This window comes from Pseudomonas sp. REB1044, from assembly GCF_038813925.1.
In the GTDB taxonomy this organism is placed as follows: Bacteria; Pseudomonadota; Gammaproteobacteria; order Pseudomonadales; family Pseudomonadaceae; genus Aquipseudomonas; species Aquipseudomonas boreofloridensis.
In genome coordinates, this window is sequence record NZ_CP046139.1 from 2,671,745 (window position 1) to 2,691,689 (window position 19,945).

Here is a 19,945-nt window from a genome sequence, read left to right on the forward strand (position 1 = left end):
CCCATGCCGCAGTTCTTCATCGACCGCCCGATCTTCGCTTGGGTGGTCGCCTTGTTCATCCTGCTCGCCGGCGCGCTGGCCATTCCGCAGTTGCCGGTCGCCCAGTATCCCGACGTCGCGCCGCCGCAGGTGGAAATCTACGCCGTGTACCCAGGCGCCTCGGCGCAGACCATGGATGAGAGCGTGGTCAGCGTTATCGAGCAGGAGCTCAATGGCGCCGACAATCTGCTGTATTTCGAATCCCAGAGCAGTCTGGGCAGCGCCACCATCACCGCCACCTTCGAGCCCGGCACGGTGCCCGACCTGGCTCAGGTCGATGTGCAGAACCGTCTGAAAGTGGTCGAGTCGCGTCTGCCGCGACCGGTCACTCAGCAAGGCCTGCAAGTGGAGAAAGTCTCCACTGGCTTTCTGCTGCTCGGCACCCTCACCTCCGGAGACGGCAGCTACGACGAAATCGCCCTGAGCGACCTTCTGGCGCGCAACGTCATGAACGAGATCCGCCGCATAAAGGGCGTCGGCAAGGCCCAGCTCTATGGCTCGGAACGGGCCATGCGGATCTGGATCGATCCGGCCAAGCTGGTCGGCTTCGCCCTCACGCCTCAGGACGTGGCCAGCGCCATTACGGCGCAGAACGCGCAGGTGGCCCCTGGCAGCATCGGCGATCTGCCCACCCGGCCGACCCAGGAAATCACCGCCAACGTGGTGGTCAAGGGTCAGCTCAGCACGCCAGAAGAGTTCGCCGCCATCGTGCTGCGGGCTAATCCCGATGGCTCGGTGGTCACCGTTGGCGATGTCGCTCGCGTCGAGATCGGCGCCCAGGAGTACCAATACGGCACGCGCCTGAACGGCAAGGCGACCAGCGCGTTCAGCGTCAAGCTGTCTCCGGGTGCCAACGCCATGGAAACGGCCACGCTGGTGCGGCAGAAGATGGACGAGCTGTCGCGCTACTTCCCTGCCGGGGTCAAATACGACATCCCTTACGATACCTCGCCGTTCGTCAAGGTCTCGATCAAGCAGGTGATCAGCACTCTATTCGAAGCGATGCTGCTGGTGTTCGCGGTGATGTTCCTGTTCCTGCAGAACATCCGTTACACCCTGATCCCCACCCTTGTCGTGCCAGTCGCACTCATGGGCACCTTCGCCGTAATGCTCGCGCTGGGCTTCTCGGTCAATGTGCTGACCCTGTTCGGCATGGTGCTGGCCATCGGCATCCTGGTCGATGATGCCATCGTGGTGGTGGAAAACGTCGAGCGGATCATGGCCGAGGAAGGTCTGGGTCCCAAGGAGGCGACGCGCAAGGCGATGGGGCAGATCAGCGGCGCGATCATCGGCATCACCCTGGTGCTGGTAGCCGTATTCCTGCCCATGGCCTTCATGAAAGGCTCGGTGGGCGTGATCTACCAGCAATTTTCCCTGTCGATGGCGGTGTCGATCCTGTTCTCCGCTTTCCTGGCGCTGAGCCTCACGCCCGCCCTGTGCGCGACCCTGCTCAAGCCCATCGCCAAAGGCGAGCATCATGAGCGTAAAGGCTTCTTCGGCTGGTTCAATCGCCGCTTCGAGGGCATGAGCCAGGGGTACCAGCGCTGGGTCGCCCATGCCCTGGCCCGCAGTGGCCGCTACCTGCTGCTTTACGGTTTGCTGGTGGCGGTGCTGGGCTACGGCTTCAGCCAGTTGCCCAGCGCCTTCCTGCCCACCGAGGACCAGGGTTACACCATCACCGACATCCAGTTGCCCCCAGGGGCAAGCCGCATGCGTACCGAACAGGTCGCCGCGCAGATCGAGGCGCACAATGCGCAGGAATCGGGTGTAGGCAATACCACAATGATCCTTGGTTTCAGCTTTTCGGGTAGTGGCCAGAACGCGGCGCTGGCCTTCACCACGCTCAAGGACTGGTCCGAGCGTGGCGCCGACGACAGCGCGCAGTCGATCGCCGATCGCGCGACCGTGGCGTTCTCGGCGCTCAAGGATGCCGTGGCCTATTCAATACTGCCGCCGCCAGTAGACGGCTTGGGTGAGTCGACCGGCTTCGAGTTTCGCCTGCAGGACCGAGGTGGCATGGGCCATGCCGGTCTCATGGCGGCCCGCGACGAGCTGCTGGCCCAGGCACGCAAGAGCAAGGTGCTGACCAACGTACGGGAGGCATCGTTGGCCGAGAGCCCGCAGGTGCAACTGGAAGTGGACCGCCGTCAGGCCAATGCGCTCGGTGTGTCCTTCGCCGACATCGGCGCGGTGCTCGACACCTCGGTGGGCTCGAACTACGTCAACGACTTCCCCAACCAGGGCCGCATGCAACGCGTGGTGGTTCAAGCCGAGGGCGATCAACGCAGCCAGGTCGAGGATCTGCTGAAGATCCACGTGCGCAACGCCAGCGGCAAGATGGTGCCGCTCGGCGCTTTCGTGCAGGCACGCTGGCTCAGCGGCCCGGTGCAACTGACGCGCTACAACGGTTACCCGGCGGTGTCGATTTCCGGTGAGCCAGCAGCAGGCCACAGCTCGGGCGAGGCAATGGCGGAAATCCAGCGCCTGGTCGATGCGCTGCCCGCCGGCAGTGCACTGGAATGGACTGGTCTGTCCTTGCAGGAGCGCTTGTCCGGTAGCCAGGCACCTGTGCTGTTGGCCCTGTCGCTGCTGGTGGTGTTCCTGTGCCTGGCAGCACTCTACGAGAGCTGTTCGATCCCTACGGCGGTGCTGCTAGTGGTGCCACTGGGCGTATTGGGGGCGGTGCTGGCGGTGACCCTGCGCGGCATGCCCAACGACGTATTCTTCAAAGTCGGCCTGATCACCCTGATCGGTCTGTCGGCGAAGAATGCCATCCTGATCATCGAGTTCGCCAAGAGCCTGGTCGATCAAGGCGTGGACGCCGCCGATGCGGCCATGCAGGCCGCCAAGCTGCGACTGCGCCCCATCGTCATGACCTCGCTGGCGTTCATCCTCGGCGTGGTGCCGCTGGCCATTGCCAGCGGTGCCAGCTCGGCCAGCCAGCAAGCCATTGGCACCGGCGTGATCGGCGGCATGCTCAGTGCGACCCTGGCCGTGGTATTCGTGCCGGTGTTCTTCGTGGTGGTCATGCGTATTGCCGGTCACCGCAGCGCCAAGCCGGACGCCTGACTGGACAAGCCAGGCGTTGAATGAGAGGGTTCCGGGCAGTCACTGTTTGGAGCCCTTTTCAATGCCTGCTGCCCTGCCCCCTGTTCCGTTCTGATCCTCGCCGGAGGCCGTGGCCAGCGCATGGGCGGGCGTGACAAGGGCTTGCTGCCTTGGCGTGGCGAACCGCTGGTGGCGCACATACAGCGTGTGGTCAGACCGCTCACCGATGACCTGGTGATCTCGTGCAACCGCAACCAGCAGGTCTATGCCGGCTTCGCCGACTGCTGCGTGGGCGATGAAGACAGGGATTATCCAGGACCGCTCGCCGGCGTGATCGCCGGCCTGCAGGTGGTGCGTCATGAATGGGTCGTGGTGCTGGCGTGTGATTCGCCGCTGATTGACCGTGAATTGATCGACGCCCTGCGCCAGCTCGCGGCTGCCGAAGAGGCCACCGCGATGGTGCGTCAGAGCGGGTATTGGCAGCCGATGTTCAGCGTTCTACCTCGGCGGCTCAAGCCTGTGCTTCAACAAGCCTGGCAGAACGGCGAACGCAGCTTGCAGAAAGCGCTATCGCACCAACACCTAAGTGCACTGGAATGTGCTGCCGACGACCACAGGTTAAGCAATTTCAACAGTCCGGCGCTGCTGGACCTCTAGCACACGCGTGCCGCTGCGGTGCAGGCGGTGATACAGCGCCCACTAAAGGAAGCCGAGGAGCGCGGCAGAACTCAACGCAACTCACCGCCACATGATCAGTGGAGACAAAGAGCGTCATGCTGAACCAATAGCGATCGGCAGACGTCCACCGCCAAATCCCTTGAGAGCCAAGATCATGATCCACGATCCCGTCGCTACTGCTTTGCAATACTTCAAAGACCATCGCTTGATGCTCACAACTGCTGAGTCCTGCACCGCCGGAGCCATGGTCACGCTGCTGGCCGCATTACCTGGGGCTGGTGAGGTGCTGGAAAGCGGCTACGTCGTGTATTCGCCCAGCGCCAAGCGCCGCCTGTTGGGCGTCAGCCCCGAGACGATTGAGCGTTATGGTCTGACCAGCGAGGCCGTGGCGTGGGAGATGGCGCTCGGTGCGTTGAAGGACAGTGACGCCAGCGTGGCCATAGCCACCACTGGGGTAGCCGGGCCGGCTCCGCAGCCTGGGGTTTCACCGGGTACGATGTGCTTCGCCTGGGCGTTTGCCGGTCACCCCGTTGCAGTGTTTACCCGCAGCCAGCGTTTTTTCGGCGAACGCGCAGCGGTCATGCATGAAGGTGCGATCTATGGGCTGTCTCGGGTGGCTCACTATCATCAGCGTTGGTTGCGCGGTGAACGGGCTTGACGCCAGCGCTGGAAAACTTCTGCACATCCACGAGTGGCGCAACGAACTCGGGGCCCTGCCCCGAAGGCCGCCAGCGCACATCGGACAGCCCATAGCGCTCGGCCATCGGCCGGCTGACCTTCTTGATGGAATGCTGGCCAAACCGTGGAATGATGCCCACGCCCGCGTCGCAGCTTGCCCAGTGCCAAGCTGCGGCATTATCCATGCGTTCCAGCCGAATGATGAAAGTCCGGTATTCCCCATGAAGCGCGTACTCGATCACGTACAACTGCTGTCCTGCCATTGGACTCTCCTCATCAGTTCAGGCTAATGGAGCGGGTACTGAATCAAAAAATTCCGTTTTTTTGACTGATTGGTCACTCAATAGCTCCAACGCGCCGTTCAGAACTCCGCCGCCGCACCTTTGGTCCCAAGATTACGACCTACAGCGGAGACACAGCGTGCACGATATCGACTCTCACTCCTGCCAACAGGGCGAACCGCAACGCGACAGCGGTGGCTGGCTGCTGCTCGAGCACTACGCTGCCCTGGGCGATGGCCGATCAGTGGCGCTGATCGGCCTGGATGGTTCGATCGATTGGTGGTGCGTCCCGCACATGGACTCTCCCCCCCTGTTCGATCGGCTGCTGGCCCCCTCCACCGGAGGCTTCTTCGCCGTCACGCCACGCGAACCGTTCCACGTCCAGCGCCGGTATCTACCTGACAGCAATGTGCTGGAAACCCTGTACATCACCGCCAATGGTCGCGCCAGACTCACCGAATCGCTGAACAGCGGCCCGGCCGGTCGCTTGCCCTGGGCTGAGCTGGCCCGCCGTATCGAAGGCGTCGAAGGCGAAGTCGAGTTCGACATCGCCATCGACTTCGGCACCCAGGCCGACACCATCAGCCCCTACCTGACGCCCAACGACAACGGCTGCGTGTTCCACGCCGGTCATATCCTCGGTCTGTTCCTGCATGATGCGCGCACGGAAATCGAGCGCAAGGATGACATGGGCGTGCGCGCCCGCGTGTCGGTCGGCCCAGGCCAGCGCAGCATCGTGGCGTTGATCGCCGGGCACGATGAGCCGCTGGTGGTGCCCCCGCTGAGCTTGATCGATGCGCGCATCGACGGCTCCGACCGGGAATGGCGCCAGTGGTCACAAAGCCTGGTTTACGATGGCCCTTTCAAGGGCCTGGTGGTGCGCAATGCCCTGGCGCTCAAGCTGCTGCTGTCCTCGCCCAGCGGCTCGATCATGGCTGCGGCCACCACCTCGTTGCCCGAGCGCATCGGCGGTGCGAAGAACTACGACTACCGCTTCGCCTGGATCCGTGATGCCGGCTACACCATCGAAGCCTTCCTCGGTATCGGTGCCCAGACCGAAGCCAAGGCCGCCTTCACCTGGCTGTTGCGGCGGGTGAAAGAACATGGGGCGCAGGTGTTCTACACGCTCGACGGTGCGCTGGGCGACTGCACTCGCCCCCTCGATCTGCCCGGCTACAAGCATTCCCCGCCGGTGGTCGGCAACGATGCCCGGGATCAACTGCAGCACGGCGTGTTCGGCGACATCTTCGAGACCGCGCGCTGTTTCATCGACAGCGGCAATATCCTCGATGCCGTGAGCGCCGCCACATTGGCCCACTTGGCCGACCAATGTGCCGACTGCTGGCGCCTACCCGACTCCGGTATCTGGGAACTGCCCGAGCCGCAGCATTACACCATGTCCAAGGTCAGCAGTTGGCAAGCCCTGACCCGTGCCATCGAACTGGCCGATGGCGGTCATCTGCCCACCACCTGCCGCGAGCGCTGGGTGCGCGAGCGGGAGCGTATTCACGTATGGATAGAAACCCACGGCTGGAGCGAGAGGCACCAGGCCTACCTGTTCTACCCCGGCAGCGATCGGCTGGACGCCTCCATCGCCCTGGCAGTGCGCTTCGGCTACCCCTCCAGGACACGTTTGCACAGTACGTTGGAGGCGGTGCAGCAGGCACTGGGTAGCGGCGCCTACCATTATCGCTACAGTGGAGCCGAGCAAGAGGAAGGGTGTTTTCTCGCTTGCACGTTCTGGCTGATCGAGGCCTGGGCCATACTCGATCAGCGTGGCCGTGCCGAGCAGGCTTACGACCAGGCGCTATCCGGGCTGGCACATGGCGTGGGTATCTATTCGGAAATGGTCGACCCAAGTACGGGGCATTATCTGGGCAACCTGCCCCAGGGACTGACTCACCTGGCCGCGTTGCGTGCGGCGTTGGCCATTGGTGGCTACGCCCCCAGCGCTGAGGCGCGCAGGTCCGGGCGCGCCAGGCAGCGCGCTCGGACGGCACAGTCATTCGGTGGGCGATTCGGTGTCGATCATCGGCGGCACCTTGGCTAACGGAAACGCCCGACTTTGCGTTGCACGCCGCGCGACTGGCCGTGGATCGAGGGGCTCGAGGCGCTGAGCCTGGCCAGTCTCCAGGGCTCGCTGGATTGCGGCGACCACTCTCACATCGCGCCGCCCCTCCTCTCCATCGGGCTCCGGACTTTCGTTGTTGAGGATGCAATCGGAGAAGTAAGCGGTTTCACCAGCGAATTGATCCACAACCGGATTGACGTGGACCCGTGTTTCGCCGTCGATGGTGGCTCGATAGCTGATGGCGACGCCTTCGCCATAGCCGAAACACGGCGACGCCTCGATCTCGCCCTTAGTGCCCAGCAATTGGAAACGCTCGCTGTCGGGCAAGGTGTAGCTCACGGTGAATTGTGCCAGGCGCTCGTCGGGGAAGCGCAGGCTCACCGTCACGGTGTCCCAGGTATTGATCGATGACCCCGGTGAATGCACGCCGATCGCCGACACCTCGATGGGTTCGGCATTGAAGAGCTGACGCACCATGTTCAGCGGGTACGGCCCCATGTCAGGCACAGGACCGGCCTCGAAACCGCTTTGCGCGCGATGATTGCTGGGTTTGACCCGTTGGGTGAAGATCGACGTGAACAACCGTGGGTCACCGAAGTTACCGGCATGCACGCGCTCGACCATGTCCAGGGTGCCGGGCTCGCAGTGCAGGCGGTAGGCGATCATCAGTTTGGCGCCGGAACGCTGCGCCGCGTCGATCATGGCCTGGCAATCGGCCTCACTGACCCCATGGGTTTTTCCAGCAGCACGTGAATGCCCGCTTCGAGCGCTGGAACCACGAATTCGCGGTGGCGGAAGTTCGGCGTGGCAACGTACACCGCATCCACTTCACCGCTGCTCAAGAGCGCGGCGTACTCTTCATAGGCATAGGCCTTGAGCGCGTAGCGCTCGGCCAGAAGCCTGGCCTTCTGCGGGTCGCCCGTCACCAATGCAGTGATCACCGAGTTATCGGTCTGACCGATACCTGGCATGAACGCACCCTGGGAAATCGAGCCGCCGGCTACCACGCCATAACGGACTTTGCCTGTTGCCTTGGGCATCTTGCCCCTCCTCGTGGTCTGTGACTGTCAAGGAAGTGGGCAAGTGGCGAAGGGCCTGAGTTCCAAAAATCTACCGGGTGGCCCAGGTGACCCTCAGGCCTGCAGACTCACTGATTGATGATCCAAGTCCCATGTTTGCGCGCTTCTTGCGCCAGACGCCGGGCGCGACCCAGCCCCCAGAGCAAGGCACGCGTGGTGGTTTCGCCAGGCCTTTGGTCATAGAGACGCTCATGGATGCACGCACCGTCAGCCTCGTAGATCCCAATGAACAACTGCGTAGCGCCGGTTCGCGACAAGCGCGTCTGTACCTCGAGCAACGTGCCGTCATCGAGGGTTTGCTGGTGAACCTGATGGTTGAGGCCTGGGTCGCACCAGCGCTTGTAGTCATCGCCTCGCTTGAGCATGTCGCGTCCTCCCTGATGTGTATTGGATGGTAGGTCATGCCGATGTGGGGTGGCCCCCTCAAGCACCAGGCGATCTGTTCGAAGGATAGCCTTCCAGACGAGTGCTGGCGATCTGTGCGGACCAACAGCATCCCGTGCCTCCCGTGGCGCTGCGACGATCTTCTATTCTCAATCTCAAAGTGACGCGCCTGCCACCTCCAATGCAGGCCCTGGCCGGACGTTTTGAACCGACGTCCGTCCAGGTTTCTCGAAGACTGTTCCACCGCTATCGGAGGCGCGTGTGCCTCTCTGGAGCCGACATGAAGATCAACAACCGCCTCAACTGCGCGCTGCTCAGCCTGGGCTGCGCCCTGTCCACCGCCCACGCCGCCGATCCACCCAAGGTCGATGTGCTGGTCGTCGGCGGTGGCATCATGAGCTCCACCCTGGCCATCTGGCTCAACGAACTGGAGCCCAGTTGGTCGATGCAGATGATCGAGCGGCTGGACAAGGTCGCCGAGGAAAGCTCCAACGGCTGGAACAACGCCGGCACCGGCCATTCGGCTTTGGCCGAGCTGAATTACACACCGGAGAAAGACGGCAAGATCGATATCACCAAGGCCGTGGAAATCAACGAGTCGTTCCAGATCACCCGCCAGTTCCTCGCCTGGCAGGTCAAGCAGGGCGTACTGAAAAATCCGCGTTCGTTCATCAACTCCACGCCGCACATGAGCTTCGTCTGGGGCGAGGACAATATCCGCTTCCTGCGCAAGCGTTACGAAGCGCTGCAGGCCAGCCCGCTGTTCCGGCCGATGCAGTACTCCGAAGACCCTGAGCAGATCCGCAAGTGGGTACCGCTGATGATGGAGGGTCGCGACCCCGATCAAAAACTCGCGGCGACCTGGACACCCATCGGCACCGACGTCAATTTCGGCGAAATCACCCGCCAGTACGTGGCCTACCTGCAGAGCCGGCCGAATTTCGACCTCAGGCTGTCCAGCGAGGTCCAGGACATCACCCGCAACGACGACGGCTCGTGGCATGTGACGTACAAGAACCTCAAGGACGGCAGCCGCCAGTCGACCGACGCCAAGTTCCTGTTCATCGGCGCGGGCGGTGCCGCGCTGCTGCTGCTGCAGAAGTCAGGCATCGACGAGGCCAAGGACTATGCCGGCTTCCCGGTGGGCGGCTCGTTCCTGGTCACCGAGAACCCGGCCATCGCCCTGCGACACATGGCGAAAGCCTACGGCATCGCCGCCACCGGCGCGCCGCCGATGTCGGTGCCACACCTGGACACGCGAGTACTGGACGGCAAGCGCATGGTCCTGTTCGGACCGTTCGCGACCTTTTCCACCAAATTCCTCAAGGAAGGCTCGCTGCTCGACCTGTTCGCCAGCATGAGCGTGCACAACACCTGGCCCATGTTCCGCGTCGGGGTCCGTGAGTTCGACCTGGTCAAGTACCTGGTTGGCCAAGTCATGCAGTCCGACGACGATCGTTTCGAAGCCCTGCAGACTTACTTCCCCCATGCCAAGAAGGAAGACTGGCGACTGTGGCAGGCCGGCCAGCGCGTGCAGATCATCAAGAAAGACCCGGACCAGGGCGGTGTACTCAAGCTCGGTACCGAAGTGGTCGCCTCCAAGGACGGCAGCATCGCCGGCCTGCTGGGCGCCTCGCCGGGCGCCTCGACCGCGCCCCCGATCATGCTCGACCTGCTCAACCGAGTGTTCAAGGACAAGCTCGCAACACCTGAATGGCAACAGAAAATCAAGCAGATCATCCCGTCCTACGGCCTGCACTTGAACGATCACCCGGACAAGGTCCAGCAGGAGTGGGACTACACCAACGAGGTGCTGCAACTTTCTCCGGCACCGAACATCGACACGCGCCAGGACCCGCGTAACCCGGACGACATCGATCCCATCGGTCAGAAAAACACCAAAGACACCAATCCAGACCTCAAACCCTGAGTATCGAGACCTTTCCGGCAGACCTCGCACAGGCTGCCGGAGCACCCTCCAGCCGCTTCTACGGCTTAGCCAAGCCCGTTCAACGCCAGCCCCTTCAATCAGCGTTCCGGCAAACAGGCTGAACCTTCATCGGATCACGTCAGTCGCTGTTTAGAGACACAGTCCACTGTGCACGACCGTAACCGTGAGGAATTTCCATGAATGCCACCTCTGTCGAAGGCGCTACGGCGCACCCCGTTTCCCTGACCGTCAACGGTCAGGCCCGTACCGTACAGGTGCATCCCTGGACTACGCTGCTGGACCTTCTGCGCGAACAGCTCGACCTGACGGGATCGAAGAAGGGCTGTGACCACGGTCAGTGCGGCGCATGTACCGTGTTGCGCGACGGCAAGCGGGTCAACGCCTGCCTGACGTTGGCGATCCGCTGCGAAGGGGCCGATTTGGTCACCATCGAGGGGTTGGCTGACGGCGATACGTTGCATCCCCTGCAACGCGCCTTCATCAAGCAGGACGCGTTCCAGTGCGGCTACTGCACGCCTGGGCAGATCTGCTCGGCGGTCGGACTGGCCCGCGAAGGCCGTGCCCATACCCGGGAGGCCATCCGCGAGCACATGAGCGGCAACCTGTGCCGCTGCGGGGCTTACAGCAACATCATCGCGGCGGTCGAAGAAGCCCTGCCGCAGATGCGCGAGGTGAGCGAATGACGCCCTTCAGCTATCAGCACCCCACCTCCATCGCCGAGGCCCTGAACAGTGTCGGGCCGGGCGCACGCTTCATCGCTGGCGGCACCAACCTGGTCGACCTGATGAAGGAAAACATCGAGCGTCCCGAACGCCTGATCGATCTTTCCGGGCTGGGCCTGAACAGCGTGCAGTCCACCGCCGACGGTGGCGTGCTGATCGGCGCGCTGGTGAGCAACGCCGACCTGGCCTGGCATCCGCTGATCGAGCGGGACTACCCGTTGCTGTCCGAAGCCATCCTGGCCGGCGCTTCACCGCAGTTGCGCAACATGGCCAGCACCGGCGGCAACCTGTTGCAACGCACCCGGTGCTACTACTTCTATGACACTGGCACGCCCTGCAACAAACGCGAACCCGGCAGCGGCTGCCCGGCGCGCACAGGCCTGAACCGTATTCACGCCATCCTCGGTGCCAGCGAAGCGTGCGTGGCGACTCACCCTTCGGACATGTGCGTGGCCCTGGCGGCGCTGGAGGCCGTGGTGCACGTGCAGAGTCTTCGCGGCACGCGCTGCGTCGCCTTCAAGGATTTCCACCGTCTGCCCGGCGATGCACCTGAGCGTGACAATCAACTCGACGACGATGAACTGATCACCGCCATCGAGCTGCCCCCGGCGCGGTTCGCCGAACACGCTCGCTACCTGAAGATTCGTGACCGGGCGTCCTATGCCTTTGCCTTGGTATCGGTCGCAGCAGCCCTGGATTTGCGCGGCGACGTCATCCAGCAAGCGCGCCTGGCACTCGGTGGCGTGGCGCACAAGCCCTGGCGCAACGAGGCGGCTGAGGCGCTGATGCAGGGACAGACCGTCTCGCCAGCACTCTTCGCCCGAGTGGCTAAGTTGGTCCTCGAAGACGCCGTTCCGCTCGATCACAACGGCTTTAAAGTCGAACTGGCCGAGCGCGCGATCATTCGCGCCTTGACCGAAGCAGCGCTTGGTACCCCGCACAGAGGAAACACCCCATGAACAGTTTTACCTCCGCCATGGGCAAGCCCCTGGACCGCGTCGATGGCGTGGCCAAGGTCACCGGCCAGGCGCGCTATGCCGGCGAGTACCACGAAGACGGCCTGCTGCATGCCAGTGTGGTGTCGAGCACCATCGCCAGCGGCCGTATCCGCGCAATCGACATCGCCGCCGCCTTGCAGGTGCCTGGCGTGATTGCCGTGCTGCATCACCTGAACAGACCCCATGTCTCCAGTTACGACGATGATTACAGCGATGACGACTCGGCCGACGGGTCGCCATTCCGTCCGCTGTACAACGACAAGGTCCTGTACAGCGGCCAGCCGATCGCGCTGGTGGTGGCCGACACGCTGGAGCTCGCCCGGCATGCCGGGGCGTTGGTGACCGTGGAGTACGATCAGGATGACCATCGCACCGATCTGCTCGGTGCGCTTGCAGCCAGCCACGAAGCGCCGGCCGAGCTCCCCGAGCCGCGTGGCGATTTCGCCGGTGCCTATGCCACTGCGAGCACCACGCTGGACGCTACTTATGTCACTGCCAACGAATACCACAACCCGATGGAGCCACACGCCTCCACGGTGTTCTACAGAGCCGGCGATGCCCTGGAAATCCACGACAAGACCCAAGGCACGCAGAACTGCCAAGACTACTTGCACAACGTTTTCGGCCTGCCCAAGGACCGTATCCGCGTGCTGGCCGCGTTCGTCGGCGGGGCATTCGGCTCGGGTCTGAGACCTCAGTATCAACTGCCCCTGGCGGTGATGGCGGCGCTGCACCTCAAGCGATCGGTGCGACTCACCCTTACCCGCCAGCAGATGTTCACCTTCGGCTATCGCCCAAGGACTCAGCAGCGTGTACGGCTGGGTGTGGATGGCAGGGGCAAGTTACTGGCAGTCGGCCACGACGCAATTGGCCAGACCTCGCGCTTCGAAGACTTCACCGAGCACTTGGTGGAATGGAGCGGCATGCTCTACCAGTGCGACAACGTGGCGCTGGGCTATCGCCTGGCGGACTTGGACGTTTACACCCCGCTGGACATGCGCGCCCCTGGGGCCGGATCAGGGATGATCGCGCTGGAATGCGCGATGGACGAACTGGCCTGCGCAGCCGACCTGGACCCAGTGGAACTGCGACGGCTCAACTTTGCCTCGCACAACGGCAATGAAGGCAAGCCCTACTCCAGCAAAGAACTGCTGGCCTGCTACGACCAAGGCGCCGAGCGCTTCGGCTGGGCCAAGCGCAACCCGCAGCCGCGCAGCATGCGCAGCGGCAAGCAATTGCTGGGTTGGGGCATGGCCACCGGCGTGTGGGAAGCCATGCAGATGAAAGCCAGCGCCAAAGCCCGGATGGATGCCTCCGGACACCTGACGGTCAGCAGCGCTACCACGGATATTGGCACCGGCACCTACACCGTCATGACCCAGATCGCGGCCGACGCCATTGGCCTGGACACGGCTGAGGTGACCTTCGAGCTTGGCGACTCCTCGTTGCCCACCGCGCCCCTGCAAGGCGGCTCGTTCACCGTATCCTCGGTCGGCTCGGCGGTGCGCCAGGCCTGCCTGGTGTTGCGCGCCAAGGTGCTGGAATGCGCACGTCAGGCGTACCCGGCGCTGTCGGCAGTGGCGGTCGAAGACATCCGCTTCGCCGACGGCCATCTGCACGCCGCCGGCCAGCGCCTCGCCCTGGCAGACATCGTTGCACGCGCCGAGCATGGCGTATTACAGGTGCAGATCGACGCCGAGCCTGGGAGTCGACGCCAGGCCTTTTCCACCGCGACCCACTCGGCCGTGTTCGTCGAAGTCGCTGTCGATGAGGATCTGGGCTCGATCAAGGTGACCCGCGTGGTCAGCGCCGTGGCGGCAGGTCGCGTGGTCAACCCCAAGACCGCCCGTAGCCAGATCCTCGGCGGCGTGGTGTGGGGCTTGGGCATGGCGCTGCACGAGGAAGGCCAAACCGACCATGGGCTGGGTCGCGTCCTCAACCACAACCTGGCCGAGTATCACATTCCTGTGCACGCCGATATCGGCGACATCGAGGTGATTTTCGTCGAGGAGCAAGACGACATCGTCAATGAGCTCGGCTCCAAGGGCGTCGGGGAAATCGGCGTGGTCGGCGTCGCCGCCGCGATTGCCAACGCCATCTATCACGCCACGGGCAAGCGGGTGCGCGAGTTCCCGATCACTCTCGACAAAGTGCTGTAGACCGCAGCGGGTTGCGCCCTGCTTCTCTCGACGTCGAAGCAGGACGCAACCCACGCCTCCTCTGGCCGAATGAATAAATCTTCATGTTCTCGACAACCCCTTCAACAGCGGCTCGGCAGTCCTGCGGCACGGTGATCGCAGGGCAAGCCTGGGTTGAGACGCGTCGCGGCCTTGCGTAGCATCGCGAACCCCGCGCCGCTGCCCTCACCGATACGCCACCCGAGACCCCATGCCACAACCGATCCCCCTCAAGGACCACGAAACCGAAAAACGCCTGGTCAACCGCCGCCTGTTGGTGTGCGCCGCGCTGACCCTGAGCCTGGTCGCGGTTCTGGTGGGTCGACTGTATGTACTGCAGGTGTTGCAGCATGACCAGCAGTCGGCCGTTTCGGAGAACAACCGGGTGCACGTGCTGCCGATTCCCCCGGAACGTGGCCTGATCTACGACCGCAACGGTGTGGTGCTGGCCGACAACAAACCCAGCTTCAACCTGACCTTGACCCGTGAGCGCACCAACGGCCAGACCCCGGCCGTGCTCGATGCCCTGGCCCAGGTGCTGAACCTGTCCGAGGACGACCGCGCCCAGTTCGACAAGGACCTGCGGCGGGGGCGCAAGCCCTTCGAGCCGGTGACCCTGATGGTCGGTCTGAGCGAGGAGCAAATCGCCCAGATCGCGGTCAATCAGTTCCGCCTGCCAGGGCTGGAAGTCGAGCCACAGTTCATCCGCGAATACCCGTTGGCCGAGCACTTCGCCCATTCGGTGGGCTACGTGGGGCGGATCAACGAAAAAGAAGCCAAGAGCCTCGATAACACCGAGTACCGCGGTACCCAGTCGATCGGCAAGACTGGCGTGGAGCGCTTCTACGAGAACGAGCTGCACGGCCACGTGGGCTACGAAGAAGTCGAGACCAATGCCCAGGGCCGGGTGATGCGCGTGCTGCGCCATCATGATCCGATACCGGGCAAGGACATCGTGCTGAGCCTCGATGCCCACCTGCAGCAGGCCGCCGAGAAAGCCCTGGGCGAGCGGCGTGGCGCGGTGGTCGCGCTGGACCCGGCTACAGGCGACGTGCTGGCCATGGTCAGCAACCCCAGCTTCGACCCCAACCTCTTCGTCAAAGGCATCAGTTTCAAGCAGTACGCAGCCCTGCGCGACTCCATCGACCGGCCGCTGTTCAACCGCGTGCTGCGTGGTCTGTATGCGCCCGGCTCGACGGTCAAGCCGGAGGTGGCCATCGCCGGACTGGACAGCGGCGTCATCACCCCCGGCAGCCGGGTATTCGACCCGGGCTACTACGAACTGCCCAACTACGACCACAAGTACCGCAACTGGAACCGCAGTGGCGATGGCTGGGTGGACCTCTACGCCGCCATCATGCGTTCCAACGACACCTACTTCTATGACCTGGCGCACAAGCTGGGCATTGATCGCCTGCACGACTACATGGCCGAGTTCGGCCTGGGGCAGAAAGTCTCGCTGGACATGTTCGAAGAAGCGCCGGGCCTGATGCCGTCGGCGCAGTGGAAGCGCGCCACTCGCCGCCAGGCCTGGTTCCCGGGCGAGACGCTGATTCTGGGTATCGGCCAAGGCTACATGCAGGTCACCCCGCTGCAACTGGCCCAGGCCACCAGCCTGCTGGCCAGCAAGGGCGTGTGGCATCGCCCGCACCTGGCGATGACGGTGGGCGGCGAGAAGCCGGTAGATCCCAACCCGATGCCCGATATCGTGCTGCACGACAAGCGCGCCTGGGACCAGGTCAGTCAGGGCATGCAGATGGTAATGCACGATCCGCGCGGCATCGCCCGCGCCGCAGCAGCAGGCGCGCAGTACCGGATCGCCGGCAAGAGCGGCACGGCGCAGGTGGTCGCGATCCGCCAGGGCGAGCGCTACAACCGCGACAAGACCTTGGAGCGGCACCGTGATAACGCCCTGTTCGTCGGCTTCGCCCCAGCCGATCATCCGTCGATCGTGGTGGCGGTGATGATCGAGAACGGCGAAGCGGGCGGCCGGGTCGCCGGGCCCGTGGTGCGCGAGATCATGGACGCCTGGTTGCTGGACGATCAGGGTCATCTCAAGGCGCAGTACGCCGGCACTCCCGCCAAGGGCGCTCCGCCACACGGCTGAGGCCGGCACCGACAACCACCTACCACGTAAATCTGCGTCGACGCCATTCGTCCACCTGATACCCGAACCCTGTCCCGGCACGTCGTGCACCTGCCGGGCGGTTGCGATCAGTCCTGCACCGAGATGGCAATGACCAAGACCCGTTCCCGCAAAGCCCTGTACATCGGCCTGCCCTTGGCCCTGGTGGTCGCCCTGGGCAGCGCTGCCGGCTATTTCTACTGGCAACACCGCACTGCCGGCTACCCGGCGAAGATCGTCGAGCAGGCCGAGGCGCTGCACGAGCACATGCTGTCGTTCGACAGTCACATCACCGTTCCTCTGAGTCTGGGCAGCACGGGCGAGGAAGTCGACAAGGATGGCCCTGGTCAGTTCGACCTGGTCAAGGCCAACCGCGGTCGGCTGTCCGGCGCCGCGCTGACCATCTTCGGCTGGCCCGAGATCTGGAACGGCCCCAATGCACCTCACCACCCGACGCCTGGCTTCGTCGACGAGGCCAGGCAGCAGCAAGAGGTGCGCTGGAAGATCATCAGTGGCATGGTTCGCGATTTTCCCAACCAGGTCGGCATTGCCTACACCCCCGAGGACTTCCGCCGCCTGAATGGCGAGGGCAAGTTCGCGATCTTCATCAGTATGCTGAACGCCTATCCGCTGGGCCACGACCTGTCGCAACTTGACCTGTGGACGGCACGTGGCATGCGCATGTTCGGCTTCAGCTACACCGGCAACAACGACTGGGCAGACTCCTCGCGCCCGCTGCCGTTTCTCAATGACACCGCCGACGCGCTGGGCGGTCTGTCGCCGCTGGGCCAAGCGGCGGTGAAACGACTGAATGACCTGGGCGTGATCATCGACGTGTCGCAGATGTCCACCCTGGCTTTGGAGCAGGTCGCGCGCCTGAGCCGTGCGCCCATCGTTGCCTCGCACTCCGCGCCCCGGGCCCTGGTGGACATTCCGCGCAACCTGTCCGACAAGGAAATGCAGCTGATCAAGGACAGCGGCGGCGTGATCCAGGTCGTCGGCTTTGGGCAGTACCTCAAACCGCTGAGCAAGCCGGTATTGGAGAAGCTCGAAGCCCTGCGCGCGCGTTTCGACTTGCAGCCGTTGCAAGGCTTGGCCAACGCGTTGATGCCGGGCGATGCAGTGATAGCCATCTGGCCCGAATCACGCTTCGGCGAATACGCCAGCAGCCTCTACGCGATTCTCGAAGAAGAGCCCAAGGCGACGCTCAAGCAGTACGCCGACGCCATCGACTACACGGTCAAGAAGGTCGGTATCGACCATGTGGGCCTGAGTTCGGACTTCAACGATGGCGGCGGCCTGGAAGGCTGGAAAGACGTCAGCGAGATCCGCAACGTCACGGCCGAACTGCTCAGCCGCGGCTACAGCGAGACCGATATCGCCAAGCTCTGGGCCGGCAATTTTCTTCGGGTCTGGGAGCAGGTGCAGAACGACGCACGCCCGCTGGCGGAGGCGCAGCCCTGATCGCATTCACCGTGCCGGGCGTGTATTTCGCGCCCGGCAGGCCAGACGGTCGGATTGATGATTTGAACGCAAAAGTGCTTGCCTAGCAGCGTGCTTAATCATGTGCGCTGCAACCTTCACACTGCTCCCGGCTCGAATGAATTCGATTATCCTTTGCGTGGAGCACCTTGCATGACTATCCCTGCCTTCGGCCTCGGCACGTATCGCCTGACCGGTCAAACCGTCATCGACTCGGTCAAGACGGCCCTGCAACTGGGCTATCGCGCCATCGATACCGCGCAGATCTACAAGAACGAAGCCGATGTCGGCCAGGCTATCGCCGAGAGTGGCGTGGCTCGCGACCAGTTGTTCCTGACCACCAAGATCTGGACCCACAATTACGCTGCCGACAAGCTGATCCCCAGCCTGCGCGAAAGCTTGAGCAAACTGCGCACCGACCAGGTTGACCTGACCCTGATCCATTGGCCGGCACCGGGCAACGGCGTGGAACTGCGTGAATTCATGACCGCACTGGCCGAGGCCAAACGGGCAGGATTGACCCGACAGATCGGTATTTCCAATTTCAACATCGAACTGACGCGTCAGGCCATCGAGGTGGTCGGCAAGGGCGAAATCGCCACTAACCAAATCGAACTGAGCCCCTATCTGCAAAACCGTCGATTGGCCGATTTCCTCAGCGAGCAGGGCATCGCCGTGACCTCGTACATGACCCTGGCCTATGGCAAGGTGCTCAAGGATCCGGTGCTGGCCGAGATCGCCAGCAAGCACCAGGCCAGCGTCGCTCAAGTTGCTCTAGCCTGGGCCTTGCAGCTAGGCTATGCGGTCATTCCCTCCTCCACCAAACGTGAGAACCTGGCCAGCAACCTGCTCGCCCGCGACCTGCGCCTGGACGAACAGGACATGGCGCGCATCGCCGGACTGGAGCGCAACGGCCGTGAGGTCAGCCCGGCGGGCTGGCGCCTGCCTGGGATTGATCCTGTACCACCCGGCGCCGGCGTGACCGGCGCCCTCCTCCTTTGTCGTTCCACCGCCATCACCTGGAGTTCTCGATGAGCGTGCTGCATCCCAAACGTGTCTTGTTTGCCTTGGCTATCGGCGCCTTCGGCATCGGCACCACCGAATTCGCCCCAATGGGCCTGCTGCCGGTCATTGCCGAAGGCGTCAACGCCAGCATTCCCAGCGCCGGCATGCTGGTCACCGCCTATGCGATCGGTGTGATGGTCGGCGCGCCGATCATGACCCTGCTGTTCAGCCGCTTCGGCAAGCGCGCGGCGCTGATGCTGCTGATGAGCATCTTCACCGTCGGCAACCTGCTGTCGGCATTGTCGCCGGATTACTACACCCTGCTGATCTCCCGCCTGATCACCAGCCTCAACCACGGGGCGTTCTTCGGCCTCGGCGCGGTGGTCGCCGCCAGCGTAGTGCCCAAGGAACGGCAGGCCAGCGCCATCGCCAGCATGTTCATGGGCCTGACCATCGCCAATATCGGCGGGGTGCCGGCTGCCACCTGGATCGGCCAGCAGATTGGCTGGCGCATGGCTTTCGCCGGCACCGCCGTGCTGGGCCTCATCGCCATCGCCGCCTTGTGGTACGCCCTGCCCAAGGGTGAACGCGGCAGTGTGCCGCCTGTGCGCAAGGAGCTGGCGGTGATCGGCCGTGCCAATGTGCTGCTGGCCATGGCCACCACCGTACTCGGCGCCGGCGCGATGTTCACGCTGTACACCTATGTCGCGCCAGTGCTCACGGCGCTCACCGGCGCCTCGGCGGCGTTCGTCACCCTCGGGCTGGTGCTGATCGGCGTGGGCTTCACCCTGGGCAACAGCCTTGGCGGGCGCCTGGCCGACTGGTCGCTGGACGGTGCCGCGCGCATCGTGCTGGCCATTCTGGCGGTGATCATGCTGTCGATGCCGTTGGTGCTCGGCACTCACGTCGGTGCGGCGCTGGCGCTGCTGGTGTGGGGCGTCTTCACCTTCGCCGTCGTCCCGCCGCTGCAGATGCGGGTCATGACCGCCGCCGCCGAGGCGCCTGGGCTGGCGTCGTCGATCAACGTCGGCGCGTTCAATCTGGGTAACGCACTAGGCGCGGCCTTGGGCGGCGCGGTGATCAGTCTGGACCTTGGCTATGCGGCCGTGCCGATGGCCGGTGGATTGCTCGCCGCCAGCGCGCTCCTGCTGGTGTGGCTGGGTGGACGCACTCACGTAGCGCGACGGGAAATGGGCGAAGCGCTCTGACGCACCACAGGTAACAATC

14 protein-coding genes and 2 pseudogenes are annotated in these 19,945 nt (G+C 63.7%); 12 read left to right on the forward strand and 4 right to left on the reverse strand.

Going from position 1 to position 19,945, the window contains the following annotated elements; all coding sequences use genetic code 11:
• The first annotated feature begins 3 nt into the window (after positions 1-3).
• From GKC70_RS12180 to GKC70_RS12190, 3 genes are all read left to right on the forward strand, one after another.
• Positions 4-3,108 (forward strand): multidrug efflux RND transporter permease subunit, encoded by a 3,105-nt coding sequence (locus GKC70_RS12180; protein ID WP_342648780.1) that lies wholly within the window; start codon positions 4-6, stop codon positions 3,106-3,108.
• Positions 3,109-3,228: 120 nt separating this feature from the next.
• Complete coding sequence (mobA, locus tag GKC70_RS12185; protein ID WP_342648781.1) at positions 3,229-3,744, forward strand: molybdenum cofactor guanylyltransferase MobA; 516 nt, start codon at positions 3,229-3,231, stop codon at positions 3,742-3,744.
• A 175-nt stretch (positions 3,745-3,919) separates the two neighbouring features.
• Entirely contained in the window at positions 3,920-4,423 is a 504-nt protein-coding gene (locus GKC70_RS12190) for a nicotinamide-nucleotide amidohydrolase family protein (RefSeq protein ID WP_029612609.1), read from the forward strand.
• Between the two features lie 4 nt (positions 4,424-4,427).
• On the opposite strand, the pseudogene GKC70_RS12195 reads toward GKC70_RS12190, so the two are convergent.
• A pseudogene (locus GKC70_RS12195) lies at positions 4,428-4,706 on the reverse strand (DUF6555 family protein); the annotation flags it as partial.
• 220 nt (positions 4,707-4,926) lie between these two features.
• On the opposite strand from GKC70_RS12195, the gene GKC70_RS12200 reads away from it, so the two are divergent.
• On the forward strand, positions 4,927-6,774 hold the full coding sequence (locus GKC70_RS12200) for a glycoside hydrolase family 15 protein (protein WP_342651513.1): 1,848 nt from the start codon (positions 4,927-4,929) through the stop codon (positions 6,772-6,774).
• Here GKC70_RS12200 and GKC70_RS12205 read toward each other — a convergent pair.
• The 3 genes from GKC70_RS12205 to GKC70_RS12215 form a co-directional block, all read right to left on the reverse strand.
• A complete protein-coding gene (locus tag GKC70_RS12205; RefSeq protein WP_342648782.1) occupies positions 6,727-7,497 on the reverse strand; it encodes a Gfo/Idh/MocA family oxidoreductase in 771 nt (256 codons plus the stop codon). The two genes, GKC70_RS12200 and GKC70_RS12205, sit on opposite strands and share 48 nt — an antisense overlap.
• Positions 7,494-7,835 (reverse strand): Gfo/Idh/MocA family oxidoreductase, encoded by a 342-nt coding sequence (locus GKC70_RS12210; RefSeq protein WP_342648783.1) that lies wholly within the window; start codon positions 7,833-7,835, stop codon positions 7,494-7,496. Before GKC70_RS12210 ends, GKC70_RS12205 begins: the two co-directional genes overlap by 4 nt.
• A gap of 107 nt (positions 7,836-7,942) precedes the next feature.
• Positions 7,943-8,239, reverse strand: a complete 297-nt coding sequence (locus tag GKC70_RS12215; protein ID WP_342648784.1) for a hypothetical protein — start codon at positions 8,237-8,239, stop codon at positions 7,943-7,945.
• Positions 8,240-8,538: 299 nt separating this feature from the next.
• Between GKC70_RS12215 and mqo the strand changes: the two genes are divergently transcribed.
• The 8 genes and pseudogenes from mqo to GKC70_RS12255 all read left to right on the forward strand — a co-directional run bounded on the left by mqo (position 8,539) and on the right by GKC70_RS12255 (position 19,926).
• Positions 8,539-10,188 carry a malate dehydrogenase (quinone) gene (mqo, locus tag GKC70_RS12220; RefSeq protein WP_342648785.1) on the forward strand — a complete coding sequence of 550 codons (1,650 nt, stop codon included), beginning with the start codon at positions 8,539-8,541 and terminating at the stop codon, positions 10,186-10,188.
• A 197-nt stretch (positions 10,189-10,385) separates the two neighbouring features.
• Positions 10,386-10,892: a (2Fe-2S)-binding protein gene (locus tag GKC70_RS12225; protein WP_029612606.1), complete on the forward strand. Its 507-nt coding sequence runs from the start codon at positions 10,386-10,388 to the stop codon at positions 10,890-10,892.
• On the forward strand, positions 10,889-11,890 hold the full coding sequence (locus GKC70_RS12230) for a xanthine dehydrogenase family protein subunit M (RefSeq protein ID WP_342648786.1): 1,002 nt from the start codon (positions 10,889-10,891) through the stop codon (positions 11,888-11,890). The genes GKC70_RS12225 and GKC70_RS12230 overlap by 4 nt, the downstream gene beginning before the upstream one ends.
• Positions 11,887-14,088, forward strand: a complete 2,202-nt coding sequence (locus GKC70_RS12235; protein WP_342648787.1) for a xanthine dehydrogenase family protein molybdopterin-binding subunit — start codon at positions 11,887-11,889, stop codon at positions 14,086-14,088. Before GKC70_RS12230 ends, GKC70_RS12235 begins: the two co-directional genes overlap by 4 nt.
• A 229-nt stretch (positions 14,089-14,317) precedes the next feature.
• Positions 14,318-16,213 (forward strand): penicillin-binding protein 2, encoded by a 1,896-nt coding sequence (gene mrdA, locus GKC70_RS12240; RefSeq protein ID WP_342648788.1) that lies wholly within the window; start codon positions 14,318-14,320, stop codon positions 16,211-16,213.
• Positions 16,214-16,342: 129 nt separating this feature from the next.
• Positions 16,343-17,695, forward strand: coding sequence for a pyoverdine-tailoring dipeptidase-like protein PvdM (pvdM, locus tag GKC70_RS12245; RefSeq protein WP_342648789.1), 1,353 nt, complete (start codon positions 16,343-16,345; stop codon positions 17,693-17,695).
• A gap of 171 nt (positions 17,696-17,866) precedes the next feature.
• Positions 17,867-18,669 (forward strand): annotated as a pseudogene (gene dkgB, locus GKC70_RS12250) (2,5-didehydrogluconate reductase DkgB).
• 75 nt (positions 18,670-18,744) lie between these two features.
• Positions 18,745-19,926 carry an MFS transporter gene (locus tag GKC70_RS12255; protein ID WP_342648790.1) on the forward strand — a complete coding sequence of 394 codons (1,182 nt, stop codon included), beginning with the start codon at positions 18,745-18,747 and terminating at the stop codon, positions 19,924-19,926.
• Positions 19,927-19,945: the final 19 nt, after the last annotated feature.